Annotated in this window: 17 protein-coding genes; 9 read left to right on the top strand and 8 right to left on the bottom strand. The window is 71.6% G+C overall.

Annotated features, from left to right (window positions below; all coding sequences use genetic code 11):
* Positions 1 to 56: 56 nt before the first annotated feature.
* From ACFOYY_RS29320 to ACFOYY_RS29310, 3 genes are read right to left on the bottom strand one after another with little or no spacing between them, the layout of a single operon-like run.
* On the bottom strand, positions 57 to 278 hold the full coding sequence (locus ACFOYY_RS29320) for a hypothetical protein (RefSeq protein WP_386193935.1): 222 nt from the start codon (positions 276 to 278) through the stop codon (positions 57 to 59).
* Positions 275 to 643: an ArsR/SmtB family transcription factor gene (locus ACFOYY_RS29315; protein WP_386193933.1), complete on the bottom strand. Its 369-nt coding sequence runs from the start codon at positions 641 to 643 to the stop codon at positions 275 to 277. Before ACFOYY_RS29315 ends, ACFOYY_RS29320 begins: the two co-directional genes overlap by 4 nt.
* Positions 644 to 685: 42 nt before the next feature.
* On the bottom strand, positions 686 to 1,888 hold the full coding sequence (locus ACFOYY_RS29310) for a sensor histidine kinase (protein WP_386193930.1): 1,203 nt from the start codon (positions 1,886 to 1,888) through the stop codon (positions 686 to 688).
* A gap of 244 nt (positions 1,889 to 2,132) precedes the next feature.
* On the opposite strand from ACFOYY_RS29310, the gene ACFOYY_RS29305 reads away from it, so the two are divergent.
* The 5 genes from ACFOYY_RS29305 to ACFOYY_RS29285 all read left to right on the top strand — a co-directional run bounded on the left by ACFOYY_RS29305 (position 2,133) and on the right by ACFOYY_RS29285 (position 6,724).
* Entirely contained in the window at positions 2,133 to 3,650 is a 1,518-nt protein-coding gene (locus ACFOYY_RS29305) for a hypothetical protein (protein ID WP_386193927.1), read from the top strand.
* The gene (locus ACFOYY_RS29300; RefSeq protein ID WP_352015535.1) at positions 3,647 to 4,051 is read left to right on the top strand and encodes a FixH family protein; all 405 of its coding nucleotides are present in this window, start codon (positions 3,647 to 3,649) and stop codon (positions 4,049 to 4,051) included. The genes ACFOYY_RS29305 and ACFOYY_RS29300 overlap by 4 nt, the downstream gene beginning before the upstream one ends.
* Before the next feature lie 182 nt (positions 4,052 to 4,233).
* On the top strand, positions 4,234 to 5,382 hold the full coding sequence (locus ACFOYY_RS29295; RefSeq protein WP_352015534.1) for a hypothetical protein: 1,149 nt from the start codon (positions 4,234 to 4,236) through the stop codon (positions 5,380 to 5,382).
* Positions 5,383 to 5,385: 3 nt separating this feature from the next.
* The gene (locus ACFOYY_RS29290; RefSeq protein ID WP_352015533.1) at positions 5,386 to 5,940 is read left to right on the top strand and encodes a hypothetical protein; all 555 of its coding nucleotides are present in this window, start codon (positions 5,386 to 5,388) and stop codon (positions 5,938 to 5,940) included.
* A gap of 79 nt (positions 5,941 to 6,019) precedes the next feature.
* Positions 6,020 to 6,724: a DUF5710 domain-containing protein gene (locus ACFOYY_RS29285; protein WP_362773103.1), complete on the top strand. Its 705-nt coding sequence runs from the start codon at positions 6,020 to 6,022 to the stop codon at positions 6,722 to 6,724.
* On the opposite strand, the gene ACFOYY_RS29280 is transcribed toward ACFOYY_RS29285, so the two are convergent.
* Positions 6,718 to 7,347, bottom strand: a complete 630-nt coding sequence (locus ACFOYY_RS29280) for an NAD(P)-dependent oxidoreductase (RefSeq protein ID WP_386193922.1) — start codon at positions 7,345 to 7,347, stop codon at positions 6,718 to 6,720. The two genes, ACFOYY_RS29285 and ACFOYY_RS29280, sit on opposite strands and share 7 nt — an antisense overlap.
* Complete coding sequence (locus tag ACFOYY_RS29275; RefSeq protein WP_386193919.1) at positions 7,344 to 8,240, bottom strand: EamA family transporter; 897 nt, start codon at positions 8,238 to 8,240, stop codon at positions 7,344 to 7,346. The genes ACFOYY_RS29280 and ACFOYY_RS29275 overlap by 4 nt, the downstream gene beginning before the upstream one ends.
* A 79-nt stretch (positions 8,241 to 8,319) precedes the next feature.
* Between ACFOYY_RS29275 and ACFOYY_RS29270 the strand changes: the two genes are divergently transcribed.
* On the top strand, positions 8,320 to 9,198 hold the full coding sequence (locus ACFOYY_RS29270; protein ID WP_352015529.1) for a LysR family transcriptional regulator: 879 nt from the start codon (positions 8,320 to 8,322) through the stop codon (positions 9,196 to 9,198).
* 81 nt (positions 9,199 to 9,279) lie between these two features.
* The gene (locus tag ACFOYY_RS29265; protein ID WP_386193914.1) at positions 9,280 to 11,013 is read left to right on the top strand and encodes a glycerol-3-phosphate dehydrogenase/oxidase; all 1,734 of its coding nucleotides are present in this window, start codon (positions 9,280 to 9,282) and stop codon (positions 11,011 to 11,013) included.
* A 10-nt stretch (positions 11,014 to 11,023) separates the two neighbouring features.
* Here ACFOYY_RS29265 and ACFOYY_RS29260 read toward each other — a convergent pair whose 3' ends face one another.
* Complete coding sequence (locus ACFOYY_RS29260) at positions 11,024 to 11,473, bottom strand: ATP-binding protein (protein ID WP_362773088.1); 450 nt, start codon at positions 11,471 to 11,473, stop codon at positions 11,024 to 11,026.
* A gap of 139 nt (positions 11,474 to 11,612) precedes the next feature.
* Here ACFOYY_RS29260 and ACFOYY_RS29255 point away from each other — a divergent pair, with 139 nt between their 5' ends.
* Entirely contained in the window at positions 11,613 to 12,449 is an 837-nt protein-coding gene (locus ACFOYY_RS29255) for a helix-turn-helix domain-containing protein (RefSeq protein ID WP_386193910.1), read from the top strand.
* Positions 12,431 to 12,637 carry a DUF397 domain-containing protein gene (locus ACFOYY_RS29250; protein ID WP_386193907.1) on the top strand — a complete coding sequence of 69 codons (207 nt, stop codon included), beginning with the start codon at positions 12,431 to 12,433 and terminating at the stop codon, positions 12,635 to 12,637. Before ACFOYY_RS29255 ends, ACFOYY_RS29250 begins: the two co-directional genes overlap by 19 nt.
* Positions 12,638 to 12,685: 48 nt before the next feature.
* On the opposite strand, the gene ACFOYY_RS29245 is transcribed toward ACFOYY_RS29250, so the two are convergent.
* Together ACFOYY_RS29245 and ACFOYY_RS29240 are read right to left on the bottom strand one after the other, a co-directional pair.
* A complete protein-coding gene (locus ACFOYY_RS29245) occupies positions 12,686 to 13,687 on the bottom strand; it encodes a hypothetical protein (protein WP_386193905.1) in 1,002 nt (333 codons plus the stop codon).
* A 157-nt stretch (positions 13,688 to 13,844) separates the two neighbouring features.
* A complete protein-coding gene (locus tag ACFOYY_RS29240; protein WP_386193902.1) occupies positions 13,845 to 16,082 on the bottom strand; it encodes a hypothetical protein in 2,238 nt (745 codons plus the stop codon).
* Positions 16,083 to 16,085 lie beyond the last annotated feature (3 nt).

Here is a 16,085-nt window from a genome sequence, read left to right as displayed (position 1 = left end):
CACGGGGGCGGCGAGCTGGCACTCGCCGCCCCCGTTCTTGTGATCAGCGGAACGGGTCAGCCGACGCTGCGCAGGATGCGCTCGACCTCCGCGACCCGGCCGTTCAGCTCGGTGAGCTGGGCGGTCACCTGGTCCTGCTGCCTGGTCATCCGGTCGACGGCCGCCCGATACTCCGCCATGGCCGTCCTGTACAGCCTGGCACTGAGCACGAAGGCCACCGTGACGCCCACGGTGCAGATCAATATGACGCCCAGAGGGAGAATCGTTTCCTTCGTCATTGGCTCTCCTGCCCTTCTTTACCGGCCGTTTCGTCCGCTTCGTCCGCGCGAAGAGCGTCAAGAACCGTGTCCACGGTGACGCAGACCCTGAACGGCACCAGCTCGTGGAACTTCATCGCCTTTCCCTCGGGGGAGAGCTCCAGCTCGCCGGTGATCATCCCGGCCTCCTCCAGACGCTGGAGGTGCATGTAGAGCAGAGGCCGTGAGATGCCCAGCCGCCGGGCCAGCTCACTGACGTGCAGCCGCCCCGCCGACAACTCGGCGATGATCCTGAGCCGCTGCGGGTGGCCGACGGCCGCCAGCGCTCTCAGTAGCTCCTCACTGGTCAGCGTCCAACTCCCATCACACCGACTTACACCTGTCATTCATATCTTACACATGTCTCATCGGTTGGCTGCGGCGGTCGCTCAGGGGCATGGCCGTTCCAGGGGGAAGCTGGCCCTGACCTGCCAGTGTCTGCCGTCGGGCTGTACGCCGTAGGTGATCCGGCCGCCGAACAGCGCGACCCGCTGCCTGATCCCGGCCAGGCCCCGGTGCGGCGAACTCCGTTCCTCGAAGGGGCCGTGCCACTCGCCCAGCTGGTTGGTCACGGTCACGACCGCCTCTGTCTCCCGGTATTCGAGCTCGACGCCGACGCTCTCGCCACGGCCGTGCCGCAGGGCGTTGGTGAGGGCCTCCTGCGCGACGCGGTACACCGCGACGTCGAGTGAGCCGGGCAGCTCACGGGGCGGGCCGTGGGTGGTCAGCGTGACCTTCAGGCCCGCGGCCCGCACGCCGTCGAGCAGCTCGTCGAGGTTGTTCAGGCCCGGCTGACGCCGCCCGGTCTCGGTCTCGTCGCCGTGCAGGATCGCCAGAAGCATGCGCAGGTCGGCCATGGCCGCGCGGCTGCTCGACTCGACGGCGGACAGCGACCTGTAGGCCCGGTCCGCCGAGCCGTCGCCGGGCGGCGCGCCGAGCCCGAGCCGCGCCGCGCCCGCGTGCATGCCGATCGCGCTGACGTGGTGGGAGATCACGTCGTGCAGGTCCCTGGCGATGGCGCTGCGCTCCTCGGCGACGGCTCGCTGTACCGCCGCCCGCTCGTCATGGAGCCGCAGCTCGGCCTGGCGTTCCAACTCGGCGATGTAGGCGCGCCGCTCGGTCGTGTAACGCCCGACCATCCAGGGCAGCAGCACCCTGGCGGTGAGGTCGATCCCCAGGACGATCGGGCTCATCGGGCGGACGGCGATGTGGCCGACGGTCAGCAGATAGCTTCCCGTGACCCCCGCCGCCAGCGCCGCGAGCGCGGTCAACGCCTGCGTCGAGCGCAGCCACGCCCCCGCGCGGTATCCCGCGACCAGGAGGCCGGCCTCGACCGGGTGCCAGAGGGCGCCGGGGAACAGCAGCGCGGGCATCATGACGGCGAGGCCGTGGACCACCGCGACGACGCCGGAGAAACGGGGAGGGGTGGCCAGCAACGCGTCGATCACCAGGACGGCGAGGAGGGCCAGCCAGTACTGCCACACGCCGCTCGGCCGGTTGCCGAGCAGGAACACGCCCGAGTCCGCCACCATGCACACACCCGCGACCAGCAACGACTGGCCGGCCAGCGACCGGCTGGCGTCACGTCCCATGGCCCTCGCTCCTCGTCGGTCCCCACCCGGCATGCTGCCCGCTCTCCCTCCGGGAGGGAAGATCCCTCCCCATGGGGGAGAACACGGTATCCCCCGTGGGCACGGCCTTCGCGGGCCGTACCGCCCGGTGATCGGCTGAGGCGCGTTCTCGCAGGTGGGGGCCGCCGTGTCCCTCAAACGGGGGACCCGGATCCCGCTCCCAGGTGACGAAATCCCCGTGGCGCCCCGGTTAGCGTCGGCCGCGATGAGAACCTACGGACACCGGGTGCTGTTCATACCGGCCTTCGTGGTCCTGCTGGCGGCCGTGCTGGTGGTCGGTCAACGGCCCGCGCTGGCCGACGGCGCGCCCACGGGACAGGACGTACACGTCGCCCAGACCCTGGGCACCCGTGAGCTCTCGGTCATCCTGCGCCGGGTGGACGAGGTGCCAGGCCCGCTGCGCGTCGAGGTCCTCACCCACGCGGGGGCCACCTCGGGAACCGGTCCGGGGGTCGGCGGGGGGAGGCTCACCCTGCGGCTGGTCCCGACCGGGGCCAGCGGCGCCGACGACGGCCTGCCCGCCTCGGGCACCGTCGTCAGCCAGGGAGAGCTGGTCCTGGGCGCCACACCCGGCGTGTACGGCACGACCCTGCGGGTCGACCGTCCCGGGCCGTGGGAGCTGACCGTCGACGACGGCCGTGACAGCGGGCGGATCCCGTTCGTCGTGCCCGCCCCGGTCAGCTCGCCTCCCGACACGGTCGCCTACGCGGGCTTCTCGGTGGCGGGCGGACTGCTGCTCCTCGCGCTCGGTACGGCGGTGTGGTCGCGGCGCTGGTGGCTTCCGCTGGTCCCGGCCTGCGGGATGGTCGCGGCCCTGGCCACCGGGGTGACCGGCGCCGCGCTGTCCCCGCTCACCCCGCAACCGCCGCTGCCCGGCCAGCAGGTGGACGCGACCGTGGACAACGTCGTCTCGCCCTACACGGCGGCCAGGCCGGTGAACGCCGACTACTCACGGCCACCGGTGAACATGCTGGTACGCGTCTCGGAGACGACCTCGGGACGCCTGGCGGACCTCGACCTGCTGCTGACGGACGGCTCGACGGGACGGCCGGTCGAGGACCTGCTCGTCCACGACGACGCGCTGGTCCACCTGCTGGTCGTCTCACCGTCCGGCCGGTTGTGGCACCTGCACCCGGTCATGGCCGGTCCGGGCCGCTACCGGGTCGGCCTCGCCCTGGCGGAGCCAGGGCACTACGCGATCTCGGCGGAACTGGCCAGACGGGGCGGCGGCGTGCAACTGGTCCGCTCGGCCTCCGGGCTGGACGTCGCCCCGGGTACCACTCCCGTCGCGGCGGCGCCGCAGCCCGGAGGCCCGGGCCCGAGGGAGATCGACGGCGTCAGGGTCGACCTGGCCGTGACGGCGCCGTCGGCCGGGGCCGCCACCACGGTCACCGTCAAGGTCGGTGAGCGCGCCGACCTGCAGCCGTGGCTCGGCATGGTGGGACACCTCATCGTCGTCGGGCCGCTGCCGGACTCCACACCGGTCGGCGCCGCCGCGCAGACCGCGCCGGTCTGGGGGCACGTGCACGCGATGGCCCCCAGGCCCAGGGGCGCGGCGAGCCGTCCGGACGAGACCGTCGCGATGTTCGGGCCCGAGGTGCGCTTCACCCACACCTTCCCCGAACCGGGCCGCTACCGGCTCTGGGCGCAGGTGGAGCGCGGCTACGCGCTGGTGACCGTACCGGCCGTGCTGGACGTCACGGCGAAGGAGGGGGACTCATGAGGCGCCGGGGGGCGTGGGCGGCCGTCTGCGTCGCCGTACTGGCCGGTGCCGCGCTGTGGCTGCTGTGGCCGCGGGGCGGCTCGGGGCCGACGGTGCTGCGCAACGGGACGGAGCACTACCGGGTACGGCTCACGGTCGAACGCTCGGGGACGGGCCCCGTGACGGTCGACGTGGCCGACCTGCGGGGACGGCCGGTGACACTGCGCAGCGTCACCGTCGAGCCGGTCATGACGAACATGGGCCACGCCCTCGAACCCGTCCCCGCCGTGGCCCAGGGGCCGGGCAGGTACCGGGCCGAACGCCTGGCCCTGCCCATGGGCGGAGCCTGGGCGTTCACCGTGCTCATGAACGGGCCGGGAGGGACCGACCGGGTCACCTTCCCGGTGCTGGTGACCGGGTGACCCCGTCCTGACCGGCGACCGGGAGGCCCGAGGGCCCGGTGACCGACGGACCGACGGACCCTCGCGGCGGACACCGGCGACCGGCCTCGCGGCGGACACCGGTGGCCGGCGAGCCCGTGGGCACGGCGACCGGGCGAGTCCGTGAGGACGACGACATGAACGAAACAACCGAGGAGGAAACGATGACCGTCGCTGACGGGGCGCTGCCGATCGGCGGACGCGCCCCGGCGTCCACCCGAGCGGTGACCACGCCCAAGGGATGGGTCCCCGCCTATGTCGTCCTGCTGGGCGCGGCGTTCTCGCTGACGGCCGCGAGCTGGGACATCCAGTGGCACATCGACGTGGGACCGGACACCTTCTTCACCCTGCCGCACCTGTTCCTGTACGCGGGCAGCGCCCTGTCCGGGCTGGCCAGCCTGGCCGTGGTGCTCATGACGACCGCCGCCAGGCGCAACGACCGCGCGATCGACGCCACCGTCGGCGGCCGGGCCGTACGGGTGTTCGGCGGGACCTTCGCCGCGCCGCTCGGCTACCTCGTCTCCGGCACCGGCTCTGCGGGCTTCCTGCTCTACGGCCTGTTCGACCTGTGGTGGCACAGTCTGTACGGCTTCGACGCCGTGATCGCCTCACCCCCGCACATCGGCCTGCTGCTGTCGATCACGCTGAGCATGGTCGGCGCCGTGATGGTCTTCGCCGCGGGCATGGAGCACCCCTGGGCCAGGGTCGGCGCCGTGCTCGCCCTCATCGTGACGCTGGCCTTCAGCCTGGTGGCCGCGCAGGGGCTTGAGGCGTTCGAAGGTGGCCCGGTGGACGCCATCGCGGTCGGTGTCACGTTCCTGACGACGCTGACGGTGTTCACCGCCGTGGGATTCCTGCGCGACACCCGGCTGATCCTGGGCTTCGGGGTCGCGTTCGCGCTCGCCCAGGGCCTGCTGTGGTGGTTCTCGCCCTGGGCGACCAGGGCGTACGCGGCCGGGGTCGGCCTGCCGCTGCGCGACTACGTGCCCGCGGCGCCGCTGGTGCCCTCGCAGATGCCGATGTCCCTGCTCGTGGCCGCCGTGCTGACCTGGGGGATCATGCGGGCCGTGGGTCGCCGGTGGACCGGGCTCCTGGCCGCGCCGCTGACGGGCCTCCTGGTCGGGGCGCTCGTCACGACCTGTGGGCTGGTACAGACGATCCTGGCCTACGGGCACTCGCTGCCGTCGTTCCTCCCCCTGGCGCCGACGGTCGCCGTGGGCGCCCTCGCCGGGGCCCTGGCCGGGTTCCTCGGCCGCCGCTTCGCCGTCATGCTACGCGTGATGGCGCCCGTCACGTCTCAGGAAGGTCGGTGACCTGTGTCTCCTCTCGGTTCTCTCTCCGGTTCACGGCGTGCCGTCGCGGCGGTGCTGGCCGCGACCGGCCTGGTCCTGGCGAGCGCGACCCCGGCCCTGGCCTATCCGCCGGTCGAGACCGTGCACACCGAACGGATCCAGGCGGGGCCGTACGGCGTCACCGTGGGGTTCAGCACCTGGCCGCTGCGGGCCATGCAGTCGCTGGACTTCACCTTCACCCCCGACGACGGGATCGGCGGCAAACACGGCACCATCACCATGGCCGGGCCCGGAGGCCAGAAGCACCGGAGCAGGCTGGCCAAGCACCCGCGCAAGCGAGAGGTGTGGGGCATGGACACCCTGGCCCTGCCCAGGGAGGGCACCTGGAGGTTCTCCCTCGCCGTCGAGGGGCCCTCGGGACGGGGGGAGGGTGTCATGAAGGACCTCCAGGTGCTTCCGCAGCCGGGACCGCCGATGGCCCTGAGCTGGTCGGTGGGCACCGTCCCGCTCTGGGTGCTGATCGGGCTGCTCGCGGTGGCCTGGCGCCGTACCAGGATGGTTGTCGCCGAGCAGGTATAGAACCAGAAATATGCCTGACAGGTGGGATGTGTCGTGATCCGATGGCAGGTGGCCCCTCACCCCCGAACGGAGATCACGCATGGCTGCCGAACGGTTCTGGTTGGACGTCCCCTACGACGAGAAGGACGAGGCCAAGGCGCTGGGTGCCCGGTGGGACCCGGCCGCCAGGAGGTGGTACGCGCCTCAGGCCGGTATGACCGGGTTGGAGCGCTGGGCGGCGCTGCCGGACGTGCCCGACCTGCTGCCCGGTGAGGACCGCGCCTTCGGCTCCGGCCTGTTCGTCGATCTGGTCCCCACCTCGTGCTGGTTCACCAACGTCCGGTCCTGCGTCGACCGGCGCGACTGGGAACGGCTGCGCCGGATGATCACCCGGCGCGCCGCACACCGCTGCGAGATCTGCGGCCGGGGTGAGGACCGGGTCGTCCAGCGTTGGCTTGAGGCCCACGAGCGCTGGTCCTACGACAAGGCCGCCCGCACCCAGGCGCTGCGGCGGCTGGTGTGCCTGTGCACCGACTGCCACACCGTCACCCACATGGGGCTGGCCCAGATACAGGGCAAGGAGGTCCAGGCCGTCGCACACCTGCGGGCCGTCACCGGGATGAGCGCGGGCCAGGCCGACTCCCACATCGACGCCGCGTTCGCCGAGTGGCACACCCGCTCGGCCATCACCTGGACCCTGGACCTGAGCATCCTCACCGACGCCGGTGTCACCCTGGCCGCTCCCCCCGAGGCGGCGGCCCGCGTCCGCCAGGCCGAGCGACGGCTACGGGGTGTCCGTCAGTAGCCGACCGTGAGGTGCCGGTCCCCGCAGGGGTTCTCCAGCTCGTCGAGTACGGCCACGGCGAGGTCCTCGGCGGAGATCCGGGAGGTGCCGTCGGCGTCGGCGATGAGGGTCGTGGTGCCGCGCCGGTACTCCCCGGTGCGGGTCCCGGGTTCGAGGAGGGCGGGCGGGCTGAGGTAGACCCAGCGCGCCGGGTGCGCCAGGCAGGCGTCCAGCTGCGCGGCGCTGGCGGCGGCGATGGTACGGATCTCCGGGGGCACGTACCGGGGACTGTCGAGAACGAGCAGGCCGGGATCGTTCGGCACCCGCAGGGGAGAGGCGCCCCCGACGACGAGGACGCGCGTGCCGGTCTTCGCGGCGGCGTCGAGCAGCGCCGTCGTGGTCGCCGCGACGGTGTGCTCCCGCCCGGGGACGGGCCGGGTGGCGGCCACGACCGCGTCGGCGCCGTCGAACAGCCCCGCCATGCGGCCGGAGTCGTCGGCGTCGCCCTCGACGAGGACCACGCCGGGCGGTGAGACGGGCCGGGTTCTCCTGAACACCGCGACGAGGCCGTGGCCCCGGTTCACGGCCTCGCTGACGACGCGCGAGCCGACCATGCCCGCGGCTCCGACGACGACGATCCTCATGAGGTCTTCCTTTCCATGGACGGGGTGAGGCGGGCGGGTTGGGGGAGCTGGCCCGCGACGATCGCGGCGAGCGAGAGCCCGAACCCGGCGAGCTGGACCGGGCCGAGCGTCTGGCCGAGCAGGACGACACCGAGGACGGCGGCGACCAGCGGCGACAGCAGGGCCAGGACCGCGACGGAGGTGACGGGCAGGACGGTGATGCCGTGGAACCACAGGGCGTAGGCGAGCAGGCCGCCGACCAGCCCCAGCCAGAGGTAGCCGAGGGCGGCGTTCAGGTCGATCGCCGGAGGCGCCCCCTCGGCGAGGAAGGTGACCGGGACCAGGAACAGGCCGCCCGCGGTGAGCTGCCAGCCGGCGAAGGCGGTCGGGCCGACCCCGGCGGGCCGCCCCCAGCGCTTGGTGAGCGTCACACCGAGCGCCATGGCGACCGCGCCCGCGAGACCCGCGACCACCCCGGTGGCGTCGAGTGCCGCGTTCGGCCCGATCACCACCAGGCCGACCCCGGCGACGCCCACCACCCCCCACAGGATCCGCCGGACGGAGGGGCTCTCCCGCAGGACCGTCACGGCCAGGACGGCGACGACGAGCGGCTGGGCCGCGCCCAGGGTCGCGGCGACGCCGCCCGGCAGCCGTTCCGCCGTCACGAACAGCAACGGCAGGAACAGGCCGATGTTCAGCACGCCGAGCACCGCGGCCCTGCCCCACCAGACTCCCCTCGGGAGCGTCCTGGTGATCGCCAGCGCGAGCAGACCGGCGGGCAGCGCGCGCAGCAGCCCCGCGAACAGCGGATGCCCCTGGGGCAGGAGCTCGGTCGTGACGACGTAGGTCGTGCCCCACACCAGAGGCGCGAGCGCGGTCAGGACCGTACGCGGCAGATTGGTTGGATTCGTCACCCTCGCAGTCTCACGGGACGACGATTGATGAGTCCAACACATGTTTGTCAGCTCATCGATCGTGAATCACGATAGATCAATGGAACTCCAGCAGATGCGCTACGTGGTCGCCGTCGCCGAGACCGGCGGCTTCACCCGGGCCGCGGAGCGGTGCCTGGTCGTCCAGTCCGCCCTCAGCCACCAGATCGCGCGCCTGGAACGGGAACTCGGCGCGAGGCTCTTCGAACGCACCAGCCGCCGGGTACGGCTGACGCCCGCCGGGGAGGCGTTCCTTCCCGCCGCCCGCCAGTGCCTGGAGGCCGCCGAACGCGCCGCGGCCGAGGTCGCCGCGGCCGTCGGGGAGGTGCGCGGACGGCTCGCCGTCGGCCTGATCCCCACCGTCGCCGCGGTGGACATCCCGGACGCGCTGCGTGTCTTCCGCGAGCGGTACCCGAACGTGCGCATCAGCCTGCGGGTCGGCGCGAGCGACGACCTCGCCGAGCAGGTCAGGCAGGGAAGCGACGACGTGGCCTTCCTCGGGCTGCCGACCACGGCGCGTCCCGAGGGCGTCGCCGTACGGGAACTCGCCCGCGACCGGCTCGTCGCGGTGGTCGCGCGCGACCATCCCCTCGCCGCCGAACCCACGGTCACCCTCCGCAGGTTCTCCCGCGAGGTGTTCGTGGACTTCCCCGTGGGGACGGCCGGGCGCATCCAGTCGGACCAGGCCTTCGCCGCCGCCGGGCTCAGCCGGGACGTGGCCTTCGAGGTGACCACCGCTGACTACATCACCCGGCTCGTCGGGCCGGGCCTCGCGGTGGCCATGCTCCCCAGCGCCTACGTGCCCCGGCTCACCGGGGTCGTCACGATCGAGGTCACCGACGCGCCGAGCCGGGTCGAGTACGTCATCTGGCGCCGTACCGGCCACACCCCGGCCGCCGCCGCCTTCCTCGCCATCCTCGGCGTCGAGTCGGGTGAATAGCTACCGACCGGTAGTAACGGACGGAACGAGGGGGTAGGTACCTGGGAGCAAGCCGGTGACCCGTACCCCGGGGGGATGCACATGACGGCGCGAATGGGCACGGCTCGGCTCGGCCCCGCCGAGCGGGCCACGGCACTGCGGCGGATGGCCGCCCAGGAACTCGACGTGGTGGTGATCGGCGGCGGAGTCGTCGGCGCCGGGGTCGCCCTCGACGCGGCGACCCGGGGGCTGACCGTGGGACTCCTCGAAACCCGTGACTTCGCCTCGGGAACCTCCTCCAGGTCGTCCAAACTGATCCACGGCGGGCTGCGCTACCTGGAACAGCTCAACTTCGACCTCGTCAGGGAGGCGCTCCAGGAACGGGCCCTGCTGCTGCAGCGCATCGCGCCCCACCTGGTCAGGCCGGTGCCGTTCCTGTTCCCGCTGACCCACCTGGGCTGGGAACGGCCCTACGTCGGGGCGGGCCTGACGCTGTACGACACGCTCGGCTTCTCCCTCGGGTTCACCCGGGGCGTCCCCGGCCACCGGCACCTGTCCCGCAGACGGGCGCTGCGGCTGGCGCCCGCGCTGCGCCGTACGGCCTTCTCCGGGGCGGTGCAGTACTGGGACGCGCAGGTGGACGACGCCCGTTACGTGATGACCATGCTGCGGACCGCCGCGACCTACGGCGCCGAGGTCGCCTCCCGGGCCCAGGTGGTCGGCTTCCTGCGCGAGGGGGAGCGGGTCACCGGCGTCAGGGCGCTCGACCTGGAGGACGGCGTCGAACTGGACGTACGGGCCCGCCAGGTCGTCAACGCCACCGGCGTGTGGACCGACGACATCCAGGAACTGGTCGGCGGACGCGGGCAGATCCACGTCCGCGCCTCAAAGGGCGTCCATCTGGTCGTCCCACGGGACAGGATCCACTCGCTCACCGGGATCATCCTGCGCACGGAGAAGTCCGTGCTCTTCGTGATCCCCTGGGGCCGCCACTGGATCATCGGGACCACCGACACCCGCTGGGACCTGGACAGGGCGCACCCGGCCGCCTCCCGCTCCGACATCGACTACGTGCTCGAACACGTCAACCGGGTGCTGTCGGTACCGCTGTCGCGCGACGACGTCGAGGGCGTCTACGCCGGGCTGCGGCCCCTGCTGTCGGGCGAGTCGGAGGAGACCTCCAAGCTCTCCAGGGAACACGTGGTCGCCCACCCGGTCCCGGGCCTGGTCATGGTGGCCGGGGGGAAGTACACCACCTACCGCGTGATGGCCAGGGACGCCGTCGACGCCGTGGTCCACGGCCTCGACCAGCGCGTCCCGCCGTCGTGCACCGACCGCATCCCGCTCGCCGGGGCCGAGGGCTACCAGGCCCTGTGGAACTCCCGGCAGCGCCTGGCCGGCTCCTCCGGCCTGCACGTGGCCAGGATCGAACACCTGCTCCAGCGGTACGGCTCGCTGATCGACGAGGTCATCACGCTGATCGAACGGGACCCGTCCCTGGCGCTCCCGCTGACGGGGGCCGACGACTACCTCAGGGCGGAGATCGTCCACGCGGCCACCCACGAGGGGGCGCGGCACCTGAACGACGCGCTGTCACGACGCACGCACATCTCGATCGAGACCTTCCACCGGGGACTGGCCGTGGCGGAGGAGGTCGCGGAACTGATGGCCGGGCCGCTCGGCTGGGACGACGAACAGATCAAACGGGAGATCGAGCACTACACCAAGCGGATCGAGGCCGAACGCCTCTCCCAGGAACAGGACACCGACCAGGAGGCCGACGCCATCCGCCTGGGCGCCCCGGAGATAGTCCCGGTGGTGGGCCCTGCGTCGTGAACCGTGTTCTTCAGCGGTTATCAGGGTTCTTCGGGATGTCCAGTACGGCCCACACGGCGCGGCCGAGAGATCCGTAGTCCCGCACGCCCCACTGCCGGGAGTGGCGTGTGACCAGCCACAGTCCACGGCCGCTTATCCGGTCGGGCGGTATCTCCCGGGGAACGGTCGGTGTCCACGAGGGTCCACCGGGGTCGATCACCTGAATGTAGATCCGGGTCTCCGAACCGGTGACGGTCAGATTCACCTTGTTTCCGTACAGCCTTCCTCTCGTCGAGTGGACGACCGCGTTCGTCACCAGTTCGGAGACGACCAGTTCCGCGCTCTCATATACGGGATGGTCGGTTCCCAGCCATTGACGAAGGCGGGCACGGGCTTCCGAAACGACTTCCGGTGCGAGGGCGAACGTCTCCGCGCCCAGGAGCGTCCAGCGATTGTCTAGACGGGACTCCTCAAGATCCATGATTTTCCCTGCCTGGTCGTCCGTGTTCTCGGATTCGCCTGACCAGATTCGCAGACCACAGCTACAGTCAGTATTCAAACGGGTTAAAGAGGTTATTGGTGTTTCCGTTGTAACCGGATTTGAACCGTAGGAGTCCCAGATGCCGAACCCCGCCAAGCTCGACCCCGGCAAGTCGCCCGCCGCCTATTTCGGGTATGAGCTGCGCAAATACCGCATCGAGGCGGGCCTGTCACAGCAGCAGCTCGCCGTGCGTGTCAACTACTCGATCGGCACGATCAGCGGCGTAGAAAGAGGGCAACAGTCGCCAACTGTGGCTTTTGCCAAAAAGTGCGATGAGGCCCTTGAGCTTGAAGGCGCGCTGATTCGGATCAAGGAAATGATCGACAACGCGGCTGCGAAGCTCCCCACGTGGTTCAGGGCATGGGTCGAGGCCGAACAGCACGCCGACGTGCTACGCACCTGGGAACCTCTCATCGTGCCTGGCCTGCTCCAGACCGAGGACTACGCACGTGCCGTTCTGATGGGGAAGCCAGGATCTCCTCTTCAAAAGCTGGAGAAAAGGGTCGCATCCCGCCTGGAACGGCAGCGAATTCTTTGGCGCGACGCTCCGGCTGCCCTCTGGGCGGTGGTAGACGAGGGCGTATTGTCCCGTCCTATTGGTGACAATACGGTCATGGCCAGGCAGCTTGGTTACCTACTGGAGTGTGCGGCGGCTCCGCACATCGTCATCCAAGTCCTACCGACCGAAGCTCGTTCCACTACCGGCGTACTCGGGGGTTTTATGATTGCCCAGGGTCCGGGGGTGCCGGATACCGTGTACCTGGAATCGGCAATTCGCGGGCAGGTGTCACACGATCCAGCAGACGCCAAAGCCGCGTCGATGTGGTACGAGGCGATCCGTGCAGAGGCTCTCCCACAGAGCAGTTCGTTGAGAATGATCGAGGAGAAGAGAGACCGATGGAAAAGGACGACCTGACCGGCGCCACCTGGGTGAAGTCTTCCCTGTCAGGCCCGAATGATGGCAACTGTGTCGAGATCGCCAGGCTGGCCGGAGGCCGGATGGGCGTCCGTGACAGCAAGGACCGTTCCGGCCCCGTATTGGTCTTCGCTCCCGCTGAATGGGTCGCCTTCGTCACCACCGTCAAGCACGGCCATCTCGGCTAGGCCGTACGTCAAGGACCCCGGAACCACCGGGGTCCTTTGATGGCGGAGTCAGAGAAGGTTCGCGCGGGAGATCAGGCGGATGAGGGTTCTGACGAACCTCTCCGCGGCCTTCGGGGTGAGGCCGAGGGCGTGGGCGGTCTGTTCGACCAGGGCGGGGCCGCTTTCCGGGACGGCGGCGCGGACCGCCTCGATCAGGGGCCGGTACCGCGCGCGCCTGTCGCCGAGCAGCGTGGCCAGCCTTCCGCGGGCCAGCCGTTCCTCCTCGCCGTGGATGATCACCTCCTCCGGGGTCGGCGGGTGGACGTGGGGGAGGGAGGGCTCCCCGAGGTGGACGGCCACGTTGGCCGTGTAGAAGGCGGGACGTAGTTCGCGCAGCCGTTCCAGCGTGTCGCGCAGCAGCCTCCGCGCCGTTCGCACGTCCAGCCCGTGTTCGCCGAGCACCGCCGGGGAGACGGCGAACAGGTCGCGCGTGACGCCGCGCAGCCGTACGACCGCGTCGGTCAGCAGGGCGAAGGCGACCGGGTCCTGGCGCAGCGGCGCGGCCCAGTCGGCCTGCCTGAGGTCGCGCAACGGCTGGGCGGAGGCTCCCCTGGCCGTCGCGACCTTGCGGCGTACCTGCGCCTCCAGGCTGCGCAGCGGGTAGTGGACGAGTTGGGCGCGGGCCGCGCGGATCGCGGCGGGCTCCCCGTCGCTGGGCCGCCTGCGGATCAGCAGGGCCGCGTGACCGACGTCCTGACGGGCGGCCTCGGGGGAGGCCACCCAGCGGGCGACCGTCTCAAGCTCGCGCACCGGTTCGCCCGCCCGGGTGCGGGGCGGGTCTCCGGCCAGTGCCCTGCGGAGGGGGGCGTATCCGTCGAGCAGGCGGTCGTTCGTCTCCTGCTCGCACTCGTCGCACCAGTGCGTCCCGCTGACCCCGCTGCAGGGACGGCCGCCGTGTCTGGCCCTGCGCAGCGGACCCCGGATCAGGTCCCGCAGCGTGGGGGAGATCAGCGCGTGGTAGACGAGGAAGGCGGCCGAGCGATCGGGGGCGGCGAGATCGCCGAGGTGCATGGTGCTCCTCCGAGAATGACGAAAGGACGCGCTTTTTGGCGCGCTCTATGACGTCGACCTCGACATCCGAGGTCCTCAGAGGGAGCGGAGACAACCGCTCAGGCTCGCGGGCACCGGCCGTTGAACGGCATCAGAATTCCAGCCGGTCCGATCACCGTCAACCGTTTTCCTGATATACGAGAGAGAGTTCGGCGATGAGCGATTTATGGCGAACAATAAGCTCGTCGTCTCCTTTGAGTGGTCCACCCAGTTCGCCGATCGCCCGCGCCAACACCGCCCGCGCGTCGCCACGGCCGTCCGCGCCGTTGCCGGAACGGCCTCGCCGGTCGAGCCTGTCCAGCGCGTGGCCGTGCAGGGCCTCGTTCGCCCGCCGTCCGAGCTCCCGCAGGGCGGGATGCGACTCGCGCATGTCCTTCCAAGCCCCCCAGGGGAACAGCGCCGGTTGGAGGGCGGAGACGGCGAGGTAGACAGCCAGCCCCGGATGGTCGCCGCACGCCGCCGCGATCAACACCAGACGCCTGCGCGCGGCGGCCCGCTGTTCCCCCTCCGTCCAGGTGGAAGGGGCGGGGCCGAACAGGTCCTTCTCCAGTTCTTCGATCGCGGGCAGCGACTCGCGCAGCCGGGACGAGCCTCGACCGGCGAGCCGTACGGCGGTGCGCAGGTCCAGCCGGTGGACGGCGCTCGCGGTCAGCCGGGCCAGGACGTGGTCCGCGCCGAGACGCGCCAGGACCGGCCGGCCGCCGCGCAGTTCGGGGGCGGCGTTCCCGCGACCGACCAGTTCCGTGACGTGGAGCGGGCAGGCCGCGGTCAGCGACCACTCCACGCTCGCCGCGATCATGCCGTAGTTCGTCGCCGGAGGCCCGGGGTTGAGCACCAGCAGCAGTTCGTCGATGTCGCGGGGGCTGCCCGAGCCGGTGCGGCCGGTGGGCGCGGCCTCGGACCGTAGCGCGGTGACGATCACCTCGCGGACCCGCTCGATGCCGCCGGAGACGTCCTCGATCACCCGGACGTCGGTGTCGAGGGCGACGGAGGAGGCCCAGCCTGCGAGCGCGTGCGCCCGCCGCGCGGCCTCGGGACTGGCCGGCAGCCGTAGCCGCGGGACGCCCCTGCGCGGCAGCCGGTCCAGCCGCCTGCGCAGCTCGGTGAGGACCACCCGGATGGCCTGCCGGTCCTCGGCGTCCCTTCGGCCGTCGGCGGGGCCGTCGCCTCTGTCCAGTCCGACGGCCAGGAGTCCGAGGACGTCCCCGCTGCCCAGGACGGGCCAGCCGGTCCTGCCCGTCTTCGCGACGAGCCTGACCCCCTGGTCGCCCCGTTCCCACTGGTCGGCCGCCGTCAGCAGCCCGGGTGGCAACGGCCCCGGCCCCATGGGTTCGGACAGCAGATGCGCCCGGTGGGTCGACGCCCTGGCGTAGAGGTCGGTCAGCGCCTGGTCCCTGAGCAGCCGGACGCAGGCGGCGTCGACACGCTCGTCGATGAGGCGGGCGGTCTGCCTGATCCGCCCGGACAGGTGGCCCTGGTCGTCGTCCCGGGTGCCGAGCGCGGTGATGAGCCGTTCGATCTGCTCCCTGACCCTGACGGGCAGTCCATCCCGGTCGTCGCGGAACAGTTTGCGCAGCCGGTCACCGAACCAGGCCCGCAGCAGGCCGTGGTCGGCGGCCTCGCCACGCCCCAGCCGCTCGAACAGGGCCGCCTGCATGGTGGGGCGCAACTCGGCGAACTTCGCCAGCTCCCCCCGAGTGATCGTGTCGCTCGCGTGCGTCCGCGCGGCGAGCCGGGTGTCCCCGGCCTGCCGGGCGGCCAGCAGCCGCCACAGCTCCCCGTCGCCGGGGTCGGTCTCCGCGAGCGCGTCCCAGAACCGGTGCCTGAGCAGCCAGGACTCCATGTGCCCGGCCATGTCCGGGGGACGTTCCAGCGTGTACGGCCTGCGCGGCTCGTCGATGTGCACGAGGCCGGTGGGAACGCACGTCTCCAGCGCGGCGCACAGGGCGCCCGCGCTCAGCGCGAACGCCCCGGAGCCGTAGCTGATGAGGATCCTCTCCGGCCGGTGCCGTGCCAGCCAGGCCGTCAGGGACAGCGAGGCGGCCTCCATCCGGGGCTCCTCGACCTCGACGACGTGAACCGCGCCGGGATCGAGGCGCACCCCGCACAGTCCCTCCTCGGAGGCGAGACGGGCCCCGATCTCCGTGGCCCAGTGGGCGAACGGCAGGCCGAGGGGGCCGCCCGGGTTGGTCGTCCCCAGCAGGGCGAGCGCGGAGACCGGCGGCAGCGCCTCGAAGAGCTTCCGCAGCGGCCTGCGGTCGGTGCCCGTCGCCTCGGGGGTGTCGTTGAGAACGGGAACCGTCTGTGCGGAGGCGAGCCCCAGGTCTCCGCCACCGACGGCGTGGACGAGCAGCACGCC

The organism is Streptosporangium jomthongense (assembly GCF_042650425.1).
GTDB lineage: Bacteria > Actinomycetota > Actinomycetes > Streptosporangiales > Streptosporangiaceae > Streptosporangium.
Note: the sequence above shows the minus strand (reverse complement) of the source record. Positions and strands in the feature narration are given on the sequence as shown.

Excerpts from the sequence above, each read along its gene's own strand:
- ACFOYY_RS29320 (WP_386193935.1), bottom strand. The coding sequence starts at position 278 with ATGACGAAGGAAACGATTCTCCCTCTGGGCGTCATATTGATCTGCACC.
- ACFOYY_RS29315 (WP_386193933.1), bottom strand. The coding sequence starts at position 643 with ATGACAGGTGTAAGTCGGTGTGATGGGAGTTGGACGCTGACCAGTGAG.
- ACFOYY_RS29310 (WP_386193930.1), bottom strand. The coding sequence starts at position 1,888 with ATGGGACGTGACGCCAGCCGGTCGCTGGCCGGCCAGTCGTTGCTGGTC.
- ACFOYY_RS29305 (WP_386193927.1), top strand. The coding sequence starts at position 2,133 with ATGAGAACCTACGGACACCGGGTGCTGTTCATACCGGCCTTCGTGGTC.
- ACFOYY_RS29300 (WP_352015535.1), top strand. The coding sequence starts at position 3,647 with ATGAGGCGCCGGGGGGCGTGGGCGGCCGTCTGCGTCGCCGTACTGGCC.
- ACFOYY_RS29295 (WP_352015534.1), top strand. The coding sequence starts at position 4,234 with ATGACCGTCGCTGACGGGGCGCTGCCGATCGGCGGACGCGCCCCGGCG.
- ACFOYY_RS29285 (WP_362773103.1), top strand. The coding sequence starts at position 6,020 with ATGGCTGCCGAACGGTTCTGGTTGGACGTCCCCTACGACGAGAAGGAC.
- ACFOYY_RS29280 (WP_386193922.1), bottom strand. The coding sequence starts at position 7,347 with ATGAGGATCGTCGTCGTCGGAGCCGCGGGCATGGTCGGCTCGCGCGTC.
- ACFOYY_RS29270 (WP_352015529.1), top strand. The coding sequence starts at position 8,320 with ATGGAACTCCAGCAGATGCGCTACGTGGTCGCCGTCGCCGAGACCGGC.
- ACFOYY_RS29265 (WP_386193914.1), top strand. The coding sequence starts at position 9,280 with ATGACGGCGCGAATGGGCACGGCTCGGCTCGGCCCCGCCGAGCGGGCC.
- ACFOYY_RS29260 (WP_362773088.1), bottom strand. The coding sequence starts at position 11,473 with ATGGATCTTGAGGAGTCCCGTCTAGACAATCGCTGGACGCTCCTGGGC.
- ACFOYY_RS29255 (WP_386193910.1), top strand. The coding sequence starts at position 11,613 with ATGCCGAACCCCGCCAAGCTCGACCCCGGCAAGTCGCCCGCCGCCTAT.
- ACFOYY_RS29250 (WP_386193907.1), top strand. The coding sequence starts at position 12,431 with ATGGAAAAGGACGACCTGACCGGCGCCACCTGGGTGAAGTCTTCCCTG.
- ACFOYY_RS29245 (WP_386193905.1), bottom strand. The coding sequence starts at position 13,687 with ATGCACCTCGGCGATCTCGCCGCCCCCGATCGCTCGGCCGCCTTCCTC.